This is a genomic window from Mesorhizobium sp. WSM3860, assembly GCF_002294995.1.
Taxonomy (GTDB): domain Bacteria; phylum Pseudomonadota; class Alphaproteobacteria; order Rhizobiales; family Rhizobiaceae; genus Mesorhizobium.
Genome location: NZ_NSGF01000024.1, coordinates 1 through 19,457, shown reverse-complemented (window position 1 = coordinate 19,457; position 19,457 = coordinate 1). Strand labels below are relative to the sequence as shown.

Here is a 19,457-nt window from a genome sequence, read left to right as displayed (position 1 = left end):
GTTCGGGGTCATGCGCCAAAATGGGAGATCGATGATGAATGCATTCCTGAAGTCATGCACGGCGTTGACGGTTGCGCTGACCTTCTCGGGTCAGGCGATTGCCCAGGTCAAGGAAGTCGGCAAGGGCGAAGGCGAGCTCAATATCGTCGCCTGGCCGGGCTATATCGAGCGCGGCGAGACCGATAAGAACTACGACTGGGTGACCGCCTTCGAGAAGGAGACTGGCTGCAAGGTCAACGTCAAGACCGCCAATACGTCGGACGAGATGGTCTCGCTGATGAACGAGGGCGGCTTCGACCTGGTGACGGCTTCTGGTGATGCTTCGCTGCGCCTCGTCGCCGGCAAGCGCGTGCAGCCGATCAACACCGACCTGATCAAGAGCTGGAAGACGGTCGACGACCGCCTCAAGGACGCGCCCTGGTTCACCGTCGACAAGGTGCATTACGGCGTTCCCTACCAGTGGGGCCCGAACATCCTGATGTACAACACCACTGTCTTCAAGGAAGCGCCCAAGAGCTGGAGCGTCGTTTTCGAGGAAATGAAGCTGCCCGACGGCAAGTCGAACAAGGGCCGCGTGCAGGCCTATGACGGTCCGATCCATATTGCCGATGCCGCCAATTACCTGATGTTCCACAAGCCGGAACTCGGCATCAAGGATCCTTACGAGCTCAGCGAAGACCAGTACAAGGCGGCGCTCGATCTGCTGCGCACCCAGCGCACCCTGGTCGGCCGCTACTGGCATGACGCCGCGATCCAGGTCGACGACTTCCAGAACGAAGGCGTCGTCGCCTCCGGCTCGTGGCCGTATCAGGTGAACACGCTGGTTGCCGCCAAGAAGCCGGTCGCCTCGACCGTGCCGGAGGAGGGCGTCACCGGCTGGGCCGACACCACCATGATGGAAGCCGATGCCGCCCATCCCAACTGCGCCTATATGTGGCTCGAGCACTCGCTCTCGCCCAAGGTCCAGGGCGATGTGTCGTCCTGGTTCGGCTCGCTGCCGGTCGTGCCCGCCGCCTGCAAGGGCAATGAACTGCTCGGCGACGAGGGCTGCAAGACCAACGGTTACGACAATTTCGAGAAGATCAAGTTCTGGAAGACGCCGGTTTCGAAATGCGCCAGCCAGAATGACCAGTGCGTGCCCTACTATCGCTGGGTGTCGGATTATATCGGCGTCATCGGCGGGCGGTGAGTTCGCCTAGCCTTTAGAAGTTGGCGCTGCCCCTCACCCTTACCCTCTCCCCGCAAAGAACGGGGAGAGGGGGATCGCCGGCGCTGGAGTTTGTCCCTTCTCCCCGTCTTTCACGGGGAGAAGGTGCCGGCAGGCGGATGAGGGGCAGCACAGACGCCCGAATTTGAGAGCCTGAACCTTCAGGACAGATCATGACCTCCGCCGTTTCCTTCAAGCAAGTCTCGCGCTATTTCGGCAGCGTGCGCGCCGTCGATGCGGTCGATCTCGACATCGCGCCGGGCGAGTTCTTCGCCATGCTCGGGCCGTCCGGTTCCGGCAAGACGACCTGCCTGCGTTTGATCGCCGGCTTCGAGCAGCCGACTGCGGGCTCCATCTCCATCTTCGGCGAGCGGGCCGAAGGCGTTCCGCCCTATCGCCGCAACGTCAACACCGTCTTCCAGGACTACGCGCTGTTCCCGCATCTGAACGTGCTCGACAACGTCGCTTATGGGTTGATGGTCAGGGGCGTCGGCAAGGCCGAGAGGCTGAAGGCGGCGGAAGAGACGCTCTCGCTGGTGCGCCTGCCGGGCTATGGGGCCCGGCGCCCCGGCCAGCTCTCCGGCGGCCAACGCCAGCGCGTCGCGCTTGCCCGGGCGCTCGTCAACCAGCCCAAAGTGCTGCTGCTCGACGAGCCGCTCGGCGCGCTCGACCTCAAGCTGCGCGAGAACATGCAGGAGGAACTGAAGTCGCTGCAGAAGGTGCTCGGCATCACCTTCGTCTTCGTCACCCACGACCAGGGCGAGGCGCTTTCCATGGCCGACCGGGTTGCCGTCTTCAACGACGGCAGGATCATGCAGGTCGGCACGCCGGAGGACATTTACCAGCGGCCGAGGACGCGTTTCGTCGCCGATTTCGTCGGCTCTTCCAACGTGCTGCCGCCGGATTTCGTCCACCGGTATTCCGGCCAGCATCGCTGGGGCAGCCTCAGGCCTGAATCCATCCGCGTATCGGGCGCCACGAGCGGCGATGGTGTTGCCGCGCGTCTGGTCGGGACCAACTATCTCGGCGCCACCACAAGGCTGGCGCTCGATGCCGATGGGCTGAGGCTGCACGCCACGGTACCGGCGGGGACCGCGCTGCCTGCCGAAGGCGAGGCCGTCATGCTCACCTTCAACCGCGAGCACCTGCATCTGATGGACGAGCCGGCATGATGACGCTTGGGGCACTAGCCAATTGCGCCGGCGAGGCGCTCTACGGCGCCCCCCTCTGTCGGGGCGCGAAGGAATGCGGCCTTTCCCACGTCCTGCAAGAAGGCAGAGCAGCGCGATGACAATCGCCGCTGTTCAATCCAAGCCCGCCCCCGCCATCCTGCCCGGCAACGGCGGCATGCGCGGGGCGCTCTCCGATCTCTTCTGGCGCCGGCCGAAACTTCTCCTGCTGCTCATGCTGCTGCCGCCGCTTTTGTGGCTGGGCATCGTCTATATCGGCTCGCTCTTCGCGCTGCTTTTGCAGAGCTTTTTCTCGATCGACGAGTTCTCCGGCCTGATCAACCGCGAGTTCACGCTGAAGACCTATGGCGACCTGTTGCAGGCCGCCAATCTGGACATCATCCAGCGCACGGTGACGATGGCGGCGCTCGTCACACTCGCCTCCGCAGTCATCGCCTTCCCCATCGCCTATTACGCGGCGCGCTATGCCCGCGGCCGCTGGAAGGCGCTGTTCTATCTCGGCGTCATGCTGCCGCTCTGGTCGAGCTATCTGGTCAAGATCTACGCCTGGAAGCTGATCCTCGCCAAGGAAGGCATTCTCACCTGGCTGTTCGGCAAGCTCGGTCTGCTATGGCTGCTCGAGGCCTGGTTGTCGTTGCCGATCGTCGGCGGCAACTCGCTCTCGGTCTCCTTCACCGGCACCTTCATCGTCTTCGTCTATGTCTGGCTGCCGTTCATGATCCTGCCTGTGCAGGCGGCGCTGGAACGCGTGCCCGGCAATCTCGTCGAGGCCTCGTCCGATCTCGGCGCCTCGCCCGGCCAGACCTTCCGCAACGTGCTGTTCCCGCTGGCGCTGCCGGGCATCGTCGCCGGCTCGATCTTCACCTTCTCGCTGACGCTCGGCGACTACATCATCCCGCAGATCATCGGCACCTCGCGCCTGTTCATCGGCCAGGCCGTCTATTCGCAGCAAGGCACCGCCGGCAACATTCCTTTAGCCGCCGCCTTCACCGTGGTGCCCATCGTCGTCATGGGCTTCTATCTGTGGGGCGCCAAGCGCATGGGAGCTTTCGATGCGCTCTGATCGCGGCCAATCCGCTCCGCTCGGGCTGAAGATCGCCGCCGCCTGCGGCCTGCTCTTCCTGCACCTGCCGATCCTTTTGATCTTCGTCTATGCGTTCACCACCGAAGAGAAGAGTTTTGTGTGGCCGCCGCCGGGTTTGACCACACAATGGTTCGCCGTCACTTGGAACCGGCCGGATGTCTGGGAGGCGCTGTCGCTGTCGATCCGCGTCGCCGCCATTTCGACCGCGATCGCATTGGTTCTTGGCACGCTCTGCGCCGCTGCGGTTTCGCGCACGCGCTTCTTCGGCCGCGAGACCATTTCGTTGCTCGTCATCCTGCCGATCGCGCTGCCCGGCATCATCACCGGCATCGCGCTGCGCTCGGCCTTTGCGCTCGCCGATATCCCGTTCTCGTTCTGGACGATCGTGCTCGGCCACGCCACCTTCTGCGTGGTCGTCGTCTACAACAATGCCGTCGCCCGTTTTCGCCGCACCTCAGGTTCGATGATCGAGGCCTCGATGGATCTCGGCGCCGACGGTTTTCAGACGTTTAGGCATGTCGTGCTGCCCAACATCGCAACCGCGCTGCTTGCTGGCGGCATGTTGGCCTTCGCGCTGTCGTTCGACGAGGTCATCGTCACCACCTTCACCGCTGGCCAGCAGCAGACCGTGCCGATCTGGATGCTGGAGGAGTTGATCCGCCCGCGGCAGCGTCCGGTCACCAATGTCGTGGCCATGGTGGTCGTGCTGGTGACGCTGCTGCCGATCCTCTTTGCCTATTACCTGACCCGCGACGGCGACCAGATCGCCGGCTCGGGCAAATGAAAAGCAGTGAGTGGTGAATGGTGAATAGTGAATAGTGAATAGTGCATAGAAAAATACCCAGTGGAGATCGCCACTACTCACTGATGACCACTCACCATTCACTATTTACCATTCACTTCTCTTAGGGAGAACTCCAATGGACACTCAAATGCTGATCGGCTCGAAATTCGACAAGGGCACCGAAACCGAGGAGCCGATCCTCAATCCGAAGACCGGGGCGAAGATCCTCAGCCTGCCGGAAGCAAGTCCGGCGCAGATCGGTGCGGCTGTGGCGGCGGCCGAAAAGGCCTTCGCCAGCTGGTCGCGCACCACGCCGGCGCAGCGCTCAGGCTATCTGTTGAAGATCGCCGACCGCATCGAGGCCGAAGCGAAGGAGTTCGCGGCGCTCGAGGCGCTGAATTGCGGCAAGCCGATCAACGCGGTGCTCAATGACGAGATCCCGGCGATCGTCGACTGCTACCGCTTCTTCGCCGGCGCGGTGCGATCGATGCCTGGCCAAGTGGCGGGCGAGTATCTGCCCGGCCACACCTCGATGGTGCGGCGCGACCCGATCGGCATCATCGCCTCCATCGCGCCCTGGAACTATCCGCTGATGATGATGGCCTGGAAGCTGGCGCCGGCGATCGGCGGCGGCAACACCGTTGTCTTCAAGCCATCGGAGCAGACGCCGCTGACGGCGCTGAAGCTGGCGAGGATCCTGTCGGAAATCCTGCCCGAGGGCGTCGTCAACGTCGTCCTCGGCCGCGGCGACAGCGTCGGCAACACGCTGATCAATCATCCCAAGGTCAACATGATCTCGATCACCGGCGACGTCGCCACCGGCAAGAAGGTGCTGCAGGCGGCCGCCAAGTCGGTCAAGCGAACGCATCTCGAGCTCGGCGGCAAGGCGCCGGTCGTCGTCTTCGACGACGCCGATCTCGGTGCGGTGGTCAACGGCCTGCGCGCCTTCGGCTATTACAATGCCGGCCAGGACTGCACCGCCGCCTGCCGCATCTATGCCGGCAAGAAAATCTACGACAAGCTCGTCGCCGATCTCTCCTCGGCGGCGACGACCATCAAATACAATCTGCCCGACGACACCGAGAACGAGATCGGGCCACTGATCTCGCGCCGCCAGCGCGACCGCGTGTCGAGCTTCGTCGAGCGCGCATCGGAATTGAAGCACATCGAGATCACCACCGGCGGCAAGCCGGGCGAGGGCTCCGGCTTCTACTACCAGCCGACGGTCGTCGCCGGAGCGCTGCAGGAAGACGAGATCGTGCGCCGCGAGGTGTTCGGTCCGGTCGTCTCGGTGACCCGCTTCTCCGAGGTCGACGAAGCGGTGAACTGGGCGAATGACAGTGACTACGGCCTTGCCTCGTCCGTATGGACCAAGGACGTCTCGCGCGCCATGACGACTGCCGCCCGGCTGCAATATGGCTGCACCTGGATCAACACCCACTTCATGCTCACCAACGAGATGCCGCACGGCGGGCTCAAGCAGTCCGGCTACGGCAAGGACATGTCGCTCTACGCGCTGGAGGACTATACCGCCGTCCGCCATGTGATGGTGGCGCACGGGTAGGAATTTCCTTCGCCCCGCTTCACGGGAAGAAGGTGGCCCGAAGGGCCGTATGAGGGGCAGCGCCAAGTTCTGCAAGGCTGGCGCCGTCCCTCATCTGCCGGCGGGCATCTTCTTCCCCGTGAGCGGGGCGAAGAAAGCTACTCCACGACCCGGAAAACCTGCCACAGGCTGGTGCCCGACACGACATAGGGCTCCAGCTCCTTGCCCCATTTGGCGTGCGCGTCGATCTTGGCGATCTTGGCGAAGAATTCCTCCAACTGGGCCAGGCTCTCGACCTGGTGGTGGGCCTCGATCGTCGCTTCGCGCGCGCCGACTGAACCGGTCATGAGCTGGAATTTCAGGTCGGCGAGCCCGACCTGCGAGCCGATCTCGCGCTCCCATTTCCGCATCAGCTCGATCGCGGTCTGCTTGTGACCGAACTTGGCGTCGATCTGCCATCTGGCGCTGAACATCTTGGTTCTCCTCCCTGTTTTGCAGATAAAATCCGTTCTTGAGCTACTCGTCCCAGGCCTGCACGACCGTCTGCCGCGCGATGCGGCCGTTCTTCAATTCGAGCATCGCGGCGCAGAACACCTTGGTGCCGTCCGGATAGACGCAGGCTTGGGTGAAGGCGAGATTGTCGCCCTCGGCGATCGTGGCGTCGACCTTGTGGGTCATCGCCCGGCTGCAGATGTCGTCCCAGAAGGTGGTGATCGCCGCGCGGCCGCGGATCTCGCGCGGCTTGCTCGGCGGGTTGTTGCGGTCGATCACCCGCACCAGCGCATCGTCATTGTAGAAGCTCGACAGCATCTTGCCGTCACGGCCCTCGATCGCTTTCTTGATCGCCGCGCCGTCCACTGTTTGCGTCTTGGTCAGCATTTCATCCTCCATGTGCCCATCGTCTTGGGCGGTAGGTGTGCGAAGCGCTGCCCGGCGATTACTGCCGGGCAGGGATTTTCTCACAGCGAATTGGCCACGGCGGCCGCGAACAGCTCGTCGGTCTGTTTCGTGAAGGTGACGAAGTCCACCTGGCGCCTGGCCTGCATGGGAAGAATTCATAGTCCTCGAGACGCCCCATCGCTTCGCCCGAAAGCGCCATGGCGGTCATGGCCCGTCCGGGCCAGTGTGCCTTGCCGAGAAGGCCGCCGCAGCAGCGCGCGACGGCAGGTCTAGCTTGAGCAATATGTTGGCGACGTGCCGCTTAACCGTATGCTCGCTGAGCCTCAGCTCGGCGGCGATCGCCGCATTGCTCATGCCGTCGGCAATCAGGTTCACCACCTCGCTTTCCCGTGCCGTCAGTGTTGCTGGCTCCGGGGCCTTGGGTCTGTGGCGGCAGGCTGGTTCCAGATGCTGCTCAGACGTGGCCTGGACCACTGGCAGCGGCTCGCCCAGCTCGTCGAGGCTGATACGTCCGGCATCGATGAAGCGCAGGCCGGAGCCTTTCGCCAGTTCGGCGACCAGCCGCGAAGCGAGGATGTCGCCGTGCCCGGCATGGGTGGCGAGCTGCATGGTCACCCGCGCCGTTAGGCCGACCGGCTGGCCGCGCATTTCGATCTCGCCGACATGCACGCCTTGCGCGCTTGCCACGCCGACCTGCTGCGCCGCATCGCGCAGCGCCGCCGCGCAGCGTATGGCGCGCCCCGGCCCGTCGAAACGAGAGATCATCAATTCGCCATGCGTGCCGGCAATCCGCCCGCCATGGCGGCCGACCAGCAGCCGCCATGTTTCCTGGAAGCGCTGGCTGCGCTGGCTCCACATGCGGTCGCCGAGCTTGGCGGTGTCGAAGATGCGCGTCACCAGCAGCGCGGCAAGCACCCGCTCGGTGTCGGCCACCGCCGGTTGGCCGGTCAGGCACTCCTCGATCAGGTCGGCCACCCGGTCGACGTCCCCGGTCCAGATCGGATGGTCGCGGCCGGGTATCTCAATAAGTCGGGCGCCGTGAATCTTCCTGGCAAGGAAGCGGCTGGCCTCCGGATCGACCCGCGCGTCATTGCGGCGATGGATCAGCAGCGTCGGCGCGCTGATCGCGGAGAGGATGCCGCGCACGTCGATGCCTGCATTCATGCGGGCAAGGGTGGCCGCGGCCGTCGGGCCGGCCGACAGCCGTTCGAACCGTGCCCACCACTGGGCGAAATGCGTGTCATCCACCCGGCCTGGCGCGAAATTGGGCAAGGTCGCGCCGGTGCCCCAGGCCGTCTCGGCCGTCTCGATGAAGGCTTCCAGGCGCTCCGGCGGCATTACCCATTTGTGGAAATGCGCATAACCGCCATAGAGCACGAGTGCCCGCGTCCGCTCCGGATAGGTGGCGGCAAACAGCATCGCCATCGGTGCGCCTTCCGAAGCGCCGAGGATTGCCGCGCGGCCGCTGCCGGTGGCGTCCATCACCGCGCGCACGTCATCCATGCGGGTTTCCAGGCTGGGCAGATGACGGTTGTCCACGCGGTCCGAAAGCCCGGTGCCGCGTTTGTCGAACAGAATCAACCGAGAGAAAGTCGAAAGCCGCTTCAGCAGGCGGCTGTAGCCCTCGTCTTCCCATTGCAGGTCGAGATTGGAAATGAAGCCGGGAACGAAGACGAGATCGAACGAGCCTTGGCCGACCACCTGATAGGCGATCCGCACATCCCCGCTACGGGCATACCTGGTCTCGATCGGCCTCACGCAACTGCCCCGCCGGCCCGACGATCTCCTGTCGTCAACCATAGCAGAGGCAGCCGGCTTGCGGCAGCGAAACTTTAGAGAGCGGAAATATAAGACCTTTGGCGCCGATGCGGCGCCGAGGACTACTTATGCGGAATGACGCCCTCGCCCTCTGCAGGCTTGGCGTAACCGAGGCTCTTGTCGGCCTGCTCGGCCGTCAGCGGCCGCTTGATCTTTGCCGAGGCGGCGATCACCAGTTCGTCGAAATCCTCCGCGTCGCCGTCCAGCAGCTCGAAGAACTGCCGCCGCATCCTGGGCTCCCAGAATTTGTTGATGTGCTCGGCAACGCCGGCAATGCCTTCCTCGCGCGGCTTCGAATGGAAGAAGGTGGCGATCTGATTGGCCATGCGCACCAGCTTTTCCCTGGTGCTGGCGATGTGGTCATGCGACATGCTTGGCAACTCCGGAAGCCACCCGGTCGGGGTGGGTGAAAATATCGAAATCGTCGCCGCGCACCAGCGCCACCAGCGTCATGCCGGCGGACTCGGCGGTGCGGATGGCAAGCGCGGTGGGCGCCGATACCGCCATGATGATCGGGGCACCGATGGCGGCTGTCTTCTGCACCATCTCCACCGACACGCGCGAGGTCACCACGACAGCCCCTGTCGCGCCGTCGATGCCGGCTTTGGCCAGCGCGCCGGCGAGCTTGTCCAGCGCATTGTGGCGGCCGACATCCTCGCGCGCCATCACGATACCTTTGCCGGGAACGTAGAAGCCGGCAGCATGCACCGCCCCGGTCTCGGTGTGCAGCGGCTGTTGCTTCGACAACAGCTTGACCGAACGGGTGACGTCTTCGGCGTAAAGCGTAAGCTTCGACGCACTGACGGCGTCGACCGAGCGCATCGCTTCCTCGATGGATTCGATGCCGCACAGGCCGCAGCCGACCGGCCCGGCAAGCCGGCGCCGTCGCGCCTGGAAGCGCGTGTTGGCCTGGTCCTTCAGCTTGATCTGGATGTCGATGCCGGCGCCTAGATCCTCGACTTCGATCGCCTCGATCTCTTTCGGATTGCCAACGATGCCTTCGGTCAGCGAGAAACCGAGCGCGAAGTCCTCGAAATCGGCGGGGCTCGCCATCATCACCGCATGCGTCGTGCCGGCATAGGAGAACGCGACCGGCGTCTCCTCCGGCACCATGCGGTTCGCGGCCGCGGTACCGCTGGCGCGGTGCGCCAGCCGCGATATCTGCGTCGTGGCTTTGCGGCGCGCGGCCAAGGCTACTCCGCCGCTTCCAGCGGGGCGATGCGGCGGCTTTGGCGCGCCTGCTCGTTATAGTCCCTCTGCCACTCGGTCGGACCGTTGGAGGGCGCCACCTGCACGGCGGTGACCTTGTATTCCGGACAGTTGGTCGCCCAGTCCGAGAAGTCGGTCGTGATCACGTTGGCCTGCGTGTCCGGGTGGTGGAACGTCGTATAGACAACGCCCGGCGACACGCGGTCGGTGATCAGCGCGCGCAGCGTGGTTTCACCGGAACGGCTCGCCAGCCGCACCCAGTCGCCTTCGCGGATGCCGCGGTTCTCGGCATCGTGCGGATGGATCTCCAGCCGGTCCTCGGCATGCCACATCGAATTCTCGGTGCGCCTGGTCTGCGCGCCGACATTGTACTGCGACAGAATACGGCCGGTGGTGAGCAGCAGCGGGTAGCGGGGGCCGGTCCGTTCGTCCGTCGCGACATATTCGGTGCGGATGAACTTGCCCTTGCCGCGCACGAAGCCGTCGACATGCATGATCGGCGTGCCGAGCGGTGCCTTCTCGTTGCAGGGCCACTGCACCGAGCCGACACGGTCGAGCAGCTCGAACGAGACATTGGCGAAGCTCGGGGTCGTCTTGGCGATCTCGTCCATGATCTCGGCGGGATGCGTGTAGTTCCAGTCGAGGCCGATGGCTCGGGCAAGCTCCTGCGTCGCCTCCCAGTCGGCGTAGCGCGCCTTCGGCTCCAGCACCTTGCGCACCATGTTGATGCGGCGCTCGGCATTGGTGAAGGTGCCGTCCTTCTCCAGGAAGGTCGAGCCCGGCAGGAAGACATGCGCGTAGTTCGCGGTCTCGTTGAGGAAGAGGTCGTGGACGACCACGCATTCCATCGCGGCGAGGCCGGCGGCGACATGCTTGGTGTCGGGGTCGGACTGCAGGATGTCCTCGCCCTGGATGTAGATGCCCTTGAACGAGCCGTCTACGGCGGCATCCAGCATGTTGGGGATGCGCAGGCCGGGCTCCTCGTCGAGCTTCACGCCCCACAGGCTCTCATAGATGTCGCGCACGGCCTCGCCCGAGATGTGGCGATAGCCCGGCAACTCGTGTGGGAACGAGCCCATGTCGCACGAACCCTGCACGTTGTTCTGGCCGCGCAGCGGGTTCACGCCGACGCCCGGACGGCCGATATTGCCGGTGGCCATGGCGAGGTTGGCAATCGCCATCACCGTGGTCGAGCCCTGGCTGTGCTCGGTCACGCCGAGGCCGTAATAGATCGCGCCATTGCCGCCCTTGGCGTAGAGGCGCGCAGCACCTCGGATCAGTTCGGGATCGACGCCGGACAGCTTGCCGACCGTCTCCGGGCTGTTTTCCGGCAGGGCGACGAACGACGCCCAGTCCTGGAACTCGGCCCAGTCGCAGCGTTCGCGGATGAAAGCCTCATTGAACAGGCCCTCGGTGACGATCACATGCGCCAGCGCCGTCAGCACCGCCACGTTGGTGCCTGGCTTCAAGGGGAGGTGATAGTCGGCTTCGACATGCGCCGACTTCACCATCTCGGTGCGGCGCGGATCGAGCACGATCAACTTGGCGCCCTCGCGCAGACGCTTCTTCAGCCGCGAGGCGAACACCGGATGGGCGGTAGCGGGATTGGCGCCGATGATGACGGCGACATCGGTGAATTCGACGGAGTCGAAATCCTGCGTGCCGGCCGAGGTGCCGTAGGTTTGGCCGAGGCCATAGCCGGTCGGCGAATGGCAGACGCGCGCGCAGGTGTCGACATTGTTGTTGCGGAAGCCCTGCCGCACCAGCTTCTGGACGAGATAGGTCTCCTCGTTCGTGCAGCGCGAGGAGGTGATGCCGCCGATCGAGCCGCGTCCATACTGGTACTGGATGCGGCGGAATTCCTTCGCCGTATGGGCGATCGCCTCTTCCCAGGTCACCTCGCGCCACGGATCGGTGATCTTCTCGCGCAGCATCGGCTTCAGGATGCGATCCTTGTGGGTGGCGTAGCCGTAGGCGAAACGGCCCTTGACGCAGGAATGGCCGTGGTTCGCCTTGCCGTCCTTGTAGGGCATCATGCGGATGACTTCGTCACCCTTCACTTCCGCCTTGAACGAGCAGCCGACGCCGCAATAGGCGCAGGTGGTGACGGCCGAGCGCTCCGGCATGCCCTTCTCGAGCACGGTCTTCTCGCGCAATGCGTCGGTCGGACAGGCCTGCACGCAGGCGCCGCAGGACACGCATTCGGAAGCGATGAAATCCTCATGCATGCCGGCGACCATGCGCGACTCGAAGCCGCGGCCCTCGATGGTCAGCGCGAAGGTGCCCTGCACCTCTTCGCAGGCGCGCACGCAGCGCGAGCAGACGATGCATTGCGCCGGATCGTAGGTGAAATAGGGGTTGGATTCGTCGCGGGCGATGTAGTCGACCGCCAGCGAGCCATGGCCGGGCGCCACGCCGCCTTCTTCCTTGACGTGGTTGCGACCTTCGACGCCGTAGCGGTTCTCGGTCAGACCGACCGACTCCGCAACCGCGTCGAATTCGCTGTCGCCGGTTCCGGCCTTCTCGTTCCAGCCGGTCGGGTGGTCCGAGACGTAGAGTTCCATGACGCCGCGGCGGATGGCATCGAGCCGGTCGGACTGCGTGCGCACCACCATGCCCTCGCCGACCGGCGTCGTGCAGGATGCCGGCGTGCCGCCGCGGCCTTCGATCTCGACCAGGCAGACGCGGCACGAGCCGAAAGAGTCCAGCATGTCGGTGGCGCAGAGCTTCGGGATCTCGACCCCGCCTTCCATCGCCGCGCGCATGATCGAGGTGCCTTCCGGCACGGTGATGCTTTGCCCGTCGACGGTCAGCGTGACCTGCTTCGCCGCTTTCGTCTCCGGCGTTCCGTAGTCGATCTCTTCGATCAGTGTCGGGAAGTCGGCTTTGATGTTCATCTGCCAGCTCCTATTCGGCAGCCACGCGCGTCGGCGCCGGCTTGAAATCCTCGGGGAAATGGGTGATCGAGCTCATCACCGGGTAGGGCGTGAAGCCGCCCAGCGCGCAGAGCGATCCGAACTTCATCGTGTTGCAGAGGTCGGTGACCAGAGCGAGGTTCTTCTCCGCTTCGATCCCCGCGGCGACCTTGTCCAGAACCTCCATGCCGCGCGTCGAGCCGATGCGGCAGGGCGTGCACTTGCCGCAGCTTTCGATGGCGCAGAACTCCATGGCAAAGCGCGCCTGCTTCATCATGTCGGCGCTGTCGTCGAACACGGTGATGCCGGCATGGCCGATCAGCCCGTCCTTGGCGGCAAACGCCTCGTAGTCGAAAGGCGTGTCGAACAACGCGCGTGGGAAATAGGCGCCGAGCGGGCCGCCGACCTGCACCGCTTTCACCGGGCGTCCCGAAGCCGTGCCGCCGCCGATCTCGTCGACGATTTCGGCCAGCGTTAGGCCGAAGGCCGCCTCGAACAGGCCGCCATGCTTGACGTTGCCGGCGATCTGGATCGGGATCGTGCCGCGTGAGCGGCCCATGCCGAAATCCTTGTAGTAGGTGGCGCCCTTGTCCATGATGATCGGCACGGAAGCCAGGCTGATCACGTTGTTGATCACCGTCGGCTTGCCGAACAACCCTTGGATCGCCGGCAGCGGCGGCTTGGCGCGCACCACGCCGCGCTTGCCCTCCAAGCTGTTGAGCAGCGAGGTTTCCTCGCCGCAGACATAGGCGCCGGCGCCGACGCGGATTTCCATGTCGAAGGCGTTGGGCGAGCCAAGCACATTGACGCCGAGCACGCCGGCCTTGCGGGCGATCGCCACGGCCTTGTTCATCGTCGCCACCGCATGCGGATATTCCGAGCGGATATAGACGAAGCCCTTGGTTGCGCCGGTGGCGATGCCGGCGATCGCCATACCTTCGATCAGCACGAAGGGATCGCCCTCCATAATCATGCGGTCGGCGAAGGTGGCGCTGTCGCCCTCGTCGGCGTTGCAGACGATGTATTTGCGTTCGGAATTCGTATCGAGAACCGTCTTCCACTTGATGCCGGTCGGGAAGCCGGCGCCGCCGCGGCCGCGCAGGCCGGACTCGGTCACCTGTTTCACGATGTCGGCCGGCGCCATGGCGACCGCGTTCTGCAGGCCTCTCAGGCCGCCATGCGATTTGTAGCTGTCGAGCGACAGCGGGTCGATGACGCCGCAGCGCGCGAAGGTCAGCCGCGTCTGCTTGGCGAGGAAGGGGATCTTGTCTGGCGCGCCGAGCCAGCGCTTGTGATGGCCACCCTTGAGGAAACCGCTGTCGAACAGGCTCTTCACGTCAGACGGCTTCACCGGCCCGTAGGCGACGCGGCCCTCGGCGGTCGCAACCTCGACCATCGGCTCCAGGAAATAGGCGCCGCGCGAGCCGTTGCGCACGATCTTGGCCTCGACGCCGCGCTCCTTGAGCTCCTTCTCGATCGCCTTGGCGACCTGTTCGGCGCCGAGCGCCAGGGCACCGGAATCGGCAGGGATGTAGATGCGCGGGATCATGAACGCACCTCCGCGACGATCTCTTCGATCTTCTCGTCATCGAGCCGGCCGAGCACTTCGCCGTCGAGCATCGCCGACGGCGAGCAGGCGCAAAGCCCGAGGCAATAGACCGGCTCCAATGTAACCGATCCGTCGCGTGCGGTCTCGTGGAAATCAATGCCGAGCAACTGCTTGACCTTGGCGGCGACCGCTTCCGAGCCCATCGACTGGCAGGCTTCCGCCTGGCAGAGCTTCAGCACATGCCGGCCGGCCGGCTTGGCGCGGAAATCGTGATAGAAGGTGACGACGCCGTGCACCTCCGCCCTCGAGAGGTTCAGCCCGTCGGCAATGACCGGAAGCGCGGCCTGCGGCACATGGCCGAATTCTTCCTGGATGCCGTGGAGAATCGGCAACAGCGGACCTTCGAGGTCCTTCAACTCCTCGATGATCGCCGCTATGCGCGACGCGATCTCGGTACTTGCAGGCTGCATCGGCATGCAGCGCCCTCCCTGTCATGGCGCCCAACGATGTCACCCCAAAATATAGAGCGCTTTTGGGGCAATGACATACACAGGGCGCAATATCGCTAAGTCCTTATGAAATCAGAGGAAACCTCCGAGATCAATAAAGCAGTCTCGTCGCTTGATAGAAATTTTCTATCAAAAACGCTGAGCCCGATTGTCTAGCCTAGCGGTGGGCCCGGAAATCGTCTGCCAGCGCCATCGCCTCGTCCAACAGCGCCTGCACCAGCGGCGTGTGCGGCTCGCGCGGCGCCGCCACCAGCCCGACCGTGTGGCTGGCATCCGGATCGACGATCGGAATGGCTCGGATCGGTTCAGAAAAGCCGAACGTTTCCGCAAGGTTAAGCGGCATGATCGACGACCACTTGCCGGTCCGGATATGCGAGAACAGCACGATCATCGAGTTGGATTCCAGCGTCGGCCGCACCTGCACGCCGGCTTCCGCCAGATGCTGGTCGATGATGCGGCGGTTCTGCATGTCGGGCGTCAGCAGGCAGAGCGGCAGCTGGCTGATCTCTGCCCACGTCACTTTGTCGCGGTCGGAATAGGGATTCCCGACCGCCGTGATCAGCTGGTAGCGCTCGTCATAGAGCGGCACGCTGGTCACCCGCCCCAGCGGCTCGTTGTCGAGATAGGTGATCCCGGCATCGACATCGAGATTGCCGAGCAGGGTCAGCACCTCGATCGAGGTCCGCGACAGCACCGAAAAGGTGACGCCGGGATGCTTGTCGCGGAAAGGCGTCGTCAGCCGCGCCACCATGGCGAGCGCCGTCGGAACGGCGGCGATGCGGATGCGGCCGGACAGGCCGTGGCGCGCCGCCCGCATCTCCTCGCGCATGGTCCTTGAATCGCCGACGATGCGGCGCGCCCAAACCAGCACCTGCTTGCCTTCCGGCGTCAGGCCCTGAAAGCGCGAGCCGCGCAGCACCAGCATGACGCCGAGCTGCTCCTCAAGCTGCTTGATGCCGGCCGACAGCGTCGGTTGGGTGACGCCGCACACCTCGGCGGCGCGCCCGAAATGCTCTTCCCTGGCTAAAGCGATGAAGAATTCCAGCTTGTCGATCATGTCATCCGATCCACAGTTTGCCCAAGGTCGGGGAAATCGCTTTGCTTCGCAAGACGCATGCGCGATAGGATCTCATCCACATTTTGAGCCGGCTTATCTGTTTCCCGCGCCGCCCATGGCGCTATGTGGGATAGGCGGAAGCGGGGAGGACGAGATGCTGAGTTGGTTTCGCAGACTGTTGCCGCGCGAGGATCGCTTCTTCGAACTGTTCGAACGGCATTCGCGCACGGTAGTCGGCGGCGCCGAAGCGCTTGAGCAGCTTCTCCAGGGCAGAGACATCGAGCGCTGGTGCAAGACCATCGTCGATCTGGAGGACGAAGCGGACGGCATCACCGCGGAGGTCCTGCTTGCCGTCAGGCGCTCCTTCATCACGCCCTTCGACCGCGGCGATATCAAGGATCTGATCCAGTCGATGGATGATGCCATCGATACGATGCACAAGGCCGTCAAGACAGTGAAATTGTTCGAGATGAGGGAGTTCGATCCGCTGATGCGGGAAATGGGCGGCGTCATCGTCGAGGCCGCCCGACTGGTCGCAGAGGCCATCCCGCTGCTCGGCAAGGTTGGCGCCAACGCCGCGCGGCTGAATGCCATCGCCGAAGAAGTCATGCGCGTCGAGGGCCGCGCCGACGACTTGCACGAGCAGGGGCTGAAGGACTTGTTCAAGCGGCACGGCCGCAGCGACCCGATGGCCTATATGATCGGCTCGGAGATCTACGGCCAGCTGGAAAAGGTGGTCGACCGTTTCGAGGACGTCGCCAACGAGATCAGCGGCATCGTCATCGAGAACGTATAGGCGATGGACGCCGCGATCGCCTTTCCCCTGCTGGTCGGCCTTGTCGCCGTGGCGCTGTTCTTCGATTTCCTGAACGGCCTGCACGATGCCGCCAACTCGATCGCGACTATCGTTTCCACCCGCGTGCTCAGGCCGCACTACGCGGTGTTCTGGGCGGCTTTCTTCAATTTCATCGCCTTCCTGTTCTTCGGCCTGCATGTCGCCGAGACGGTGGGAAAGGGCATCGTCGACGCCGAGATCGTGACCCCGGCGGTGATCTTCGCCGCGCTCGTCGGTGCCATCGTCTGGAACATCGTCACCTGGATTGCCGGCATTCCGTCGAGCAGCTCGCACGCGCTGATCGGCGGGTTGGTCGGCGCCGGCGTCGCCAAGGCCGGCCCGGGGGCCATCGTCTGGTCCGGGCTCGGCAAGACGGTGGCGGCGATCGTGCTCTCGCCGGCGACCGGATTCGTGCTGGCGCTCCTCCTAGTCCTCACCGTCTCATGGCTGTTCGTGCGGCAGACGCCGTTCGCGGTCGACAACTCCTTTCGCGCCCTGCAGTTCTTCTCGGCTTCGCTCTATTCGCTGGGACACGGCGGCAATGACGCGCAGAAGACCATGGGCATCATCGCCGTGCTGCTCTATTCGCAAGGCATGCTCGGCCAGAGCTTCCACGTGCCGCTTTGGGTGGTCATCACCTGCCAGTCGGCACTGGCTCTGGGCACGCTGTTCGGCGGCTGGCGCATCGTCCACACCATGGGATCGAAGATCACTCGGCTGAACCCGATGCAGGGTTTCTGCGCCGAGACCGGCGGCGCAATCACGCTTTTTGCCGCCACCTGGCTCGGCGTTCCGGTGTCGACCACGCATACAATCACCGGCGCAATCATCGGCGTGGGCGCTGCCCGCCGCGTCTCGGCCGTGCGCTGGGGCATTGCCGGCAACATTGTCGTGGCGTGGGTGATCACCCTGCCGGCGACGGCGGCGATTTCGGCGTTGACCTATTTTGTCACGCGCCTGGCGGCCTGACGCGAAGCTGGTGCTGAAATCTACTCGCCCGCAAGACACAGTATGTTGCCGTCCGGGTCCTTGAACCAGGCGACCTTCATGCCGTAGCCGACATGGACATCGCCCTCGAGCGTCAGCCCGGGCATCTCATAGCGCTCGAAGGGGACGCCTTTCGACTTCAGCGCCTGGACGATGGCGCCGATCTGATCGCCGACCGTCCAGGTCAACGCCGTCGCCTTGTTGGTACCGGCGAATTCTGAACGATAGACGTTGATGACCGTGTCGCCGCTTTTGTAGACGATCAGTTCTTCGGCCATTTCGTCGACCGGCTTGAGGCCCAGCGTTCCTTCGTAAAAGTCCTTTGCTCTCGAAAGGTCCTTCACCGCCACGTTGGCCGCTGCATTGCTGTTTGCGAGCATGACAGTCTCCTTTTCCGGTTTGCCGTCGCTCATGGCAACCGAGATAGGGCCCTTGGATCGATTGGCCATGGCAATCGGCGGACCGGGACGCCGTCGGCAAATCCGACACCACCCGGTCCGTTTTCCGGAGCACGCCGGACGAGCCATTGCGCCACGGCTTGGTTCTGCCGGGAAACTGCACTATCTGGAACGCCAAACTCCGAGGAAAGACCATGACTGTAACCAAGGAAACCGTCATCGAACGCCTGAGGACGGTCAATGGACCGGACTTCACCGGCAACATCGTCGACCTCGGGCTGGTGTCTGAGATTTTCATCGCCGACTCCAAGGTGTTTTTCTCGATTACCGTTCCCGCCGCCCGCGCCCAGGAGATGGAGCCGCTGCGCGCCGCCGCCGAGCGTGTCGTCAAGGCGATCCCCGGCGTCGCCAACGCCGTCGTCGCGCTGACGGCGGAGAAGAAGGGCGGCGGCATGGAGGCGCCGGTTCGGCCGCGCCCGGCTTCGCCGGCAGCGCCGCCACGACCTGCTCCCCACGCAGCGCCGCAGCGTCCTGGCCCGCAGGCGCCGGCTTCTCACAGTCACGGCAAACGCGGCGTGCCCGGCATCGATGCGATCATCGCGGTGGCGTCCGGCAAGGGCGGCGTCGGCAAATCGACCACCGCCGTCAACCTGGCGCTCGGCCTTGCCGCCAACGGGCTGAGCGTCGGCGTGCTCGACGCCGACATCTACGGGCCGTCGATGCCGAGGCTGCTCAACATTCATGGCCGGCCGCAGACGGTCGACGGCAAAATCCTGAAGCCGATGCAGAATTACGGCCTCAAGGTGATGTCGATGGGCTTCCTGGTCGACGAGGAGACGCCGATGATCTGGCGCGGCCCGATGGTGATGTCGGCGCTCACCCAGATGCTGCGCGAGGTCGAATGGGGACCGCTCGACGTGCTGGTCGTCGATATGCCGCCCGGCACCGGCGATGCCCAGCTCACCATGGCCCAGCAGGTGCCGCTGGCCGGCGCCGTCATCGTCTCGACGCCGCAGGACCTGGCGCTCATCGATGCCCGCAAGGGCCTCAACATGTTCAAGAAGGTGGACGTGCCGCTGCTCGGCATCGTCGAGAACATGAGCTATTTTCTCGCGCCCGACACCGGCAAGCGCTACGACATCTTTGGCCATGGCGGCGCGCGCCGCGAGGCCGAGCGGCTCGGCGTCACCTTCCTTGGCGAAGTGCCGCTGGAGATGGGCATCCGCGAAAGTTCGGACGCCGGCGCGCCCGTCGTCGCCTCCAAGCCGGACGGCGCCGAGGCGAAGATCTATCGCGACATTGCAAGCAAGGTCTGGGAGCGGGTCCAGGAAGAGCGCGGCGCGGCCGAGGCGGCAGTGCCCAGCATCGTGTTCGAGTAATTCGCCGGGCCGGCGCTAGAGCGGGATGAATTTGGATTGAATCGAAGGGATTCCCAAGGGTCTGCAAATCAGATTCAAGATGCTGGCTGGGAA

At 64.4% G+C, this 19,457-nt stretch carries 18 protein-coding genes; 8 read left to right on the top strand and 10 right to left on the bottom strand.

Going from position 1 to position 19,457, the window contains the following annotated elements; genetic code table 11:
• Positions 1-34 precede the first annotated feature (34 nt).
• From CK220_RS27085 to CK220_RS27065, 5 genes are all read left to right on the top strand, one after another.
• Positions 35-1,189 (top strand): ABC transporter substrate-binding protein, encoded by a 1,155-nt coding sequence (locus CK220_RS27085; protein WP_095814502.1) that lies wholly within the window; start codon positions 35-37, stop codon positions 1,187-1,189.
• 191 nt (positions 1,190-1,380) lie between these two features.
• Positions 1,381-2,379 carry an ABC transporter ATP-binding protein gene (locus CK220_RS27080; RefSeq protein ID WP_095814455.1) on the top strand — a complete coding sequence of 333 codons (999 nt, stop codon included), beginning with the start codon at positions 1,381-1,383 and terminating at the stop codon, positions 2,377-2,379.
• Positions 2,380-2,554: 175 nt separating this feature from the next.
• Positions 2,555-3,460 carry an ABC transporter permease gene (locus tag CK220_RS27075; protein WP_176479230.1) on the top strand — a complete coding sequence of 302 codons (906 nt, stop codon included), beginning with the start codon at positions 2,555-2,557 and terminating at the stop codon, positions 3,458-3,460.
• Positions 3,450-4,265, top strand: coding sequence for an ABC transporter permease (locus CK220_RS27070; RefSeq protein WP_095814453.1), 816 nt, complete (start codon positions 3,450-3,452; stop codon positions 4,263-4,265). The genes CK220_RS27075 and CK220_RS27070 overlap by 11 nt, the downstream gene beginning before the upstream one ends.
• A 136-nt stretch (positions 4,266-4,401) precedes the next feature.
• Positions 4,402-5,829 (top strand): gamma-aminobutyraldehyde dehydrogenase, encoded by a 1,428-nt coding sequence (locus CK220_RS27065; protein ID WP_095814452.1) that lies wholly within the window; start codon positions 4,402-4,404, stop codon positions 5,827-5,829.
• Positions 5,830-5,966: 137 nt separating this feature from the next.
• Here CK220_RS27065 and CK220_RS27060 read toward each other — a convergent pair whose 3' ends face one another.
• From CK220_RS27060 to CK220_RS27020, 9 genes are all read right to left on the bottom strand, one after another.
• On the bottom strand, positions 5,967-6,281 hold the full coding sequence (locus CK220_RS27060; protein ID WP_095814451.1) for a hypothetical protein: 315 nt from the start codon (positions 6,279-6,281) through the stop codon (positions 5,967-5,969).
• 43 nt (positions 6,282-6,324) lie between these two features.
• Positions 6,325-6,687, bottom strand: coding sequence for a nuclear transport factor 2 family protein (locus CK220_RS27055; protein WP_095814501.1), 363 nt, complete (start codon positions 6,685-6,687; stop codon positions 6,325-6,327).
• Between the two features lie 225 nt (positions 6,688-6,912).
• Positions 6,913-8,466, bottom strand: coding sequence for an alpha/beta fold hydrolase (locus CK220_RS27050; protein WP_095814450.1), 1,554 nt, complete (start codon positions 8,464-8,466; stop codon positions 6,913-6,915).
• A 122-nt stretch (positions 8,467-8,588) separates the two neighbouring features.
• The gene (locus CK220_RS27045; protein WP_095814449.1) at positions 8,589-8,897 is read right to left on the bottom strand and encodes a formate dehydrogenase subunit delta; all 309 of its coding nucleotides are present in this window, start codon (positions 8,895-8,897) and stop codon (positions 8,589-8,591) included.
• Positions 8,887-9,717 carry a formate dehydrogenase accessory sulfurtransferase FdhD gene (gene fdhD / locus CK220_RS27040; RefSeq protein WP_095814448.1) on the bottom strand — a complete coding sequence of 277 codons (831 nt, stop codon included), beginning with the start codon at positions 9,715-9,717 and terminating at the stop codon, positions 8,887-8,889. Before fdhD ends, CK220_RS27045 begins: the two co-directional genes overlap by 11 nt.
• A 2-nt stretch (positions 9,718-9,719) precedes the next feature.
• Positions 9,720-12,632 (bottom strand): formate dehydrogenase subunit alpha, encoded by a 2,913-nt coding sequence (gene fdhF / locus CK220_RS27035; RefSeq protein ID WP_095814447.1) that lies wholly within the window; start codon positions 12,630-12,632, stop codon positions 9,720-9,722.
• A gap of 10 nt (positions 12,633-12,642) precedes the next feature.
• Positions 12,643-14,199 carry an NADH-quinone oxidoreductase subunit NuoF gene (locus CK220_RS27030; RefSeq protein WP_095814446.1) on the bottom strand — a complete coding sequence of 519 codons (1,557 nt, stop codon included), beginning with the start codon at positions 14,197-14,199 and terminating at the stop codon, positions 12,643-12,645.
• Positions 14,196-14,675 (bottom strand): formate dehydrogenase subunit gamma, encoded by a 480-nt coding sequence (locus CK220_RS27025; protein WP_095814445.1) that lies wholly within the window; start codon positions 14,673-14,675, stop codon positions 14,196-14,198. Before CK220_RS27025 ends, CK220_RS27030 begins: the two co-directional genes overlap by 4 nt.
• 190 nt (positions 14,676-14,865) lie before the next feature.
• Entirely contained in the window at positions 14,866-15,765 is a 900-nt protein-coding gene (locus CK220_RS27020) for a LysR family transcriptional regulator (protein WP_095777568.1), read from the bottom strand.
• 154 nt (positions 15,766-15,919) lie between these two features.
• Here CK220_RS27020 and CK220_RS27015 point away from each other — a divergent pair, with 154 nt between their 5' ends.
• Both CK220_RS27015 and CK220_RS27010 read left to right on the top strand, forming a co-directional pair.
• Complete coding sequence (locus tag CK220_RS27015) at positions 15,920-16,561, top strand: DUF47 domain-containing protein (RefSeq protein WP_095814444.1); 642 nt, start codon at positions 15,920-15,922, stop codon at positions 16,559-16,561.
• Between the two features lie 3 nt (positions 16,562-16,564).
• A complete protein-coding gene (locus CK220_RS27010) occupies positions 16,565-17,569 on the top strand; it encodes an inorganic phosphate transporter (protein ID WP_095814443.1) in 1,005 nt (334 codons plus the stop codon).
• Positions 17,570-17,589: 20 nt separating this feature from the next.
• Here the strand turns inward: CK220_RS27010 and CK220_RS27005 are convergent, their stop codons facing one another.
• On the bottom strand, positions 17,590-17,967 hold the full coding sequence (locus CK220_RS27005) for a VOC family protein (RefSeq protein ID WP_095814500.1): 378 nt from the start codon (positions 17,965-17,967) through the stop codon (positions 17,590-17,592).
• 212 nt (positions 17,968-18,179) lie between these two features.
• Here CK220_RS27005 and CK220_RS27000 point away from each other — a divergent pair, with 212 nt between their 5' ends.
• Positions 18,180-19,364 (top strand): Mrp/NBP35 family ATP-binding protein, encoded by a 1,185-nt coding sequence (locus CK220_RS27000; RefSeq protein ID WP_095814442.1) that lies wholly within the window; start codon positions 18,180-18,182, stop codon positions 19,362-19,364.
• Positions 19,365-19,457 lie beyond the last annotated feature (93 nt).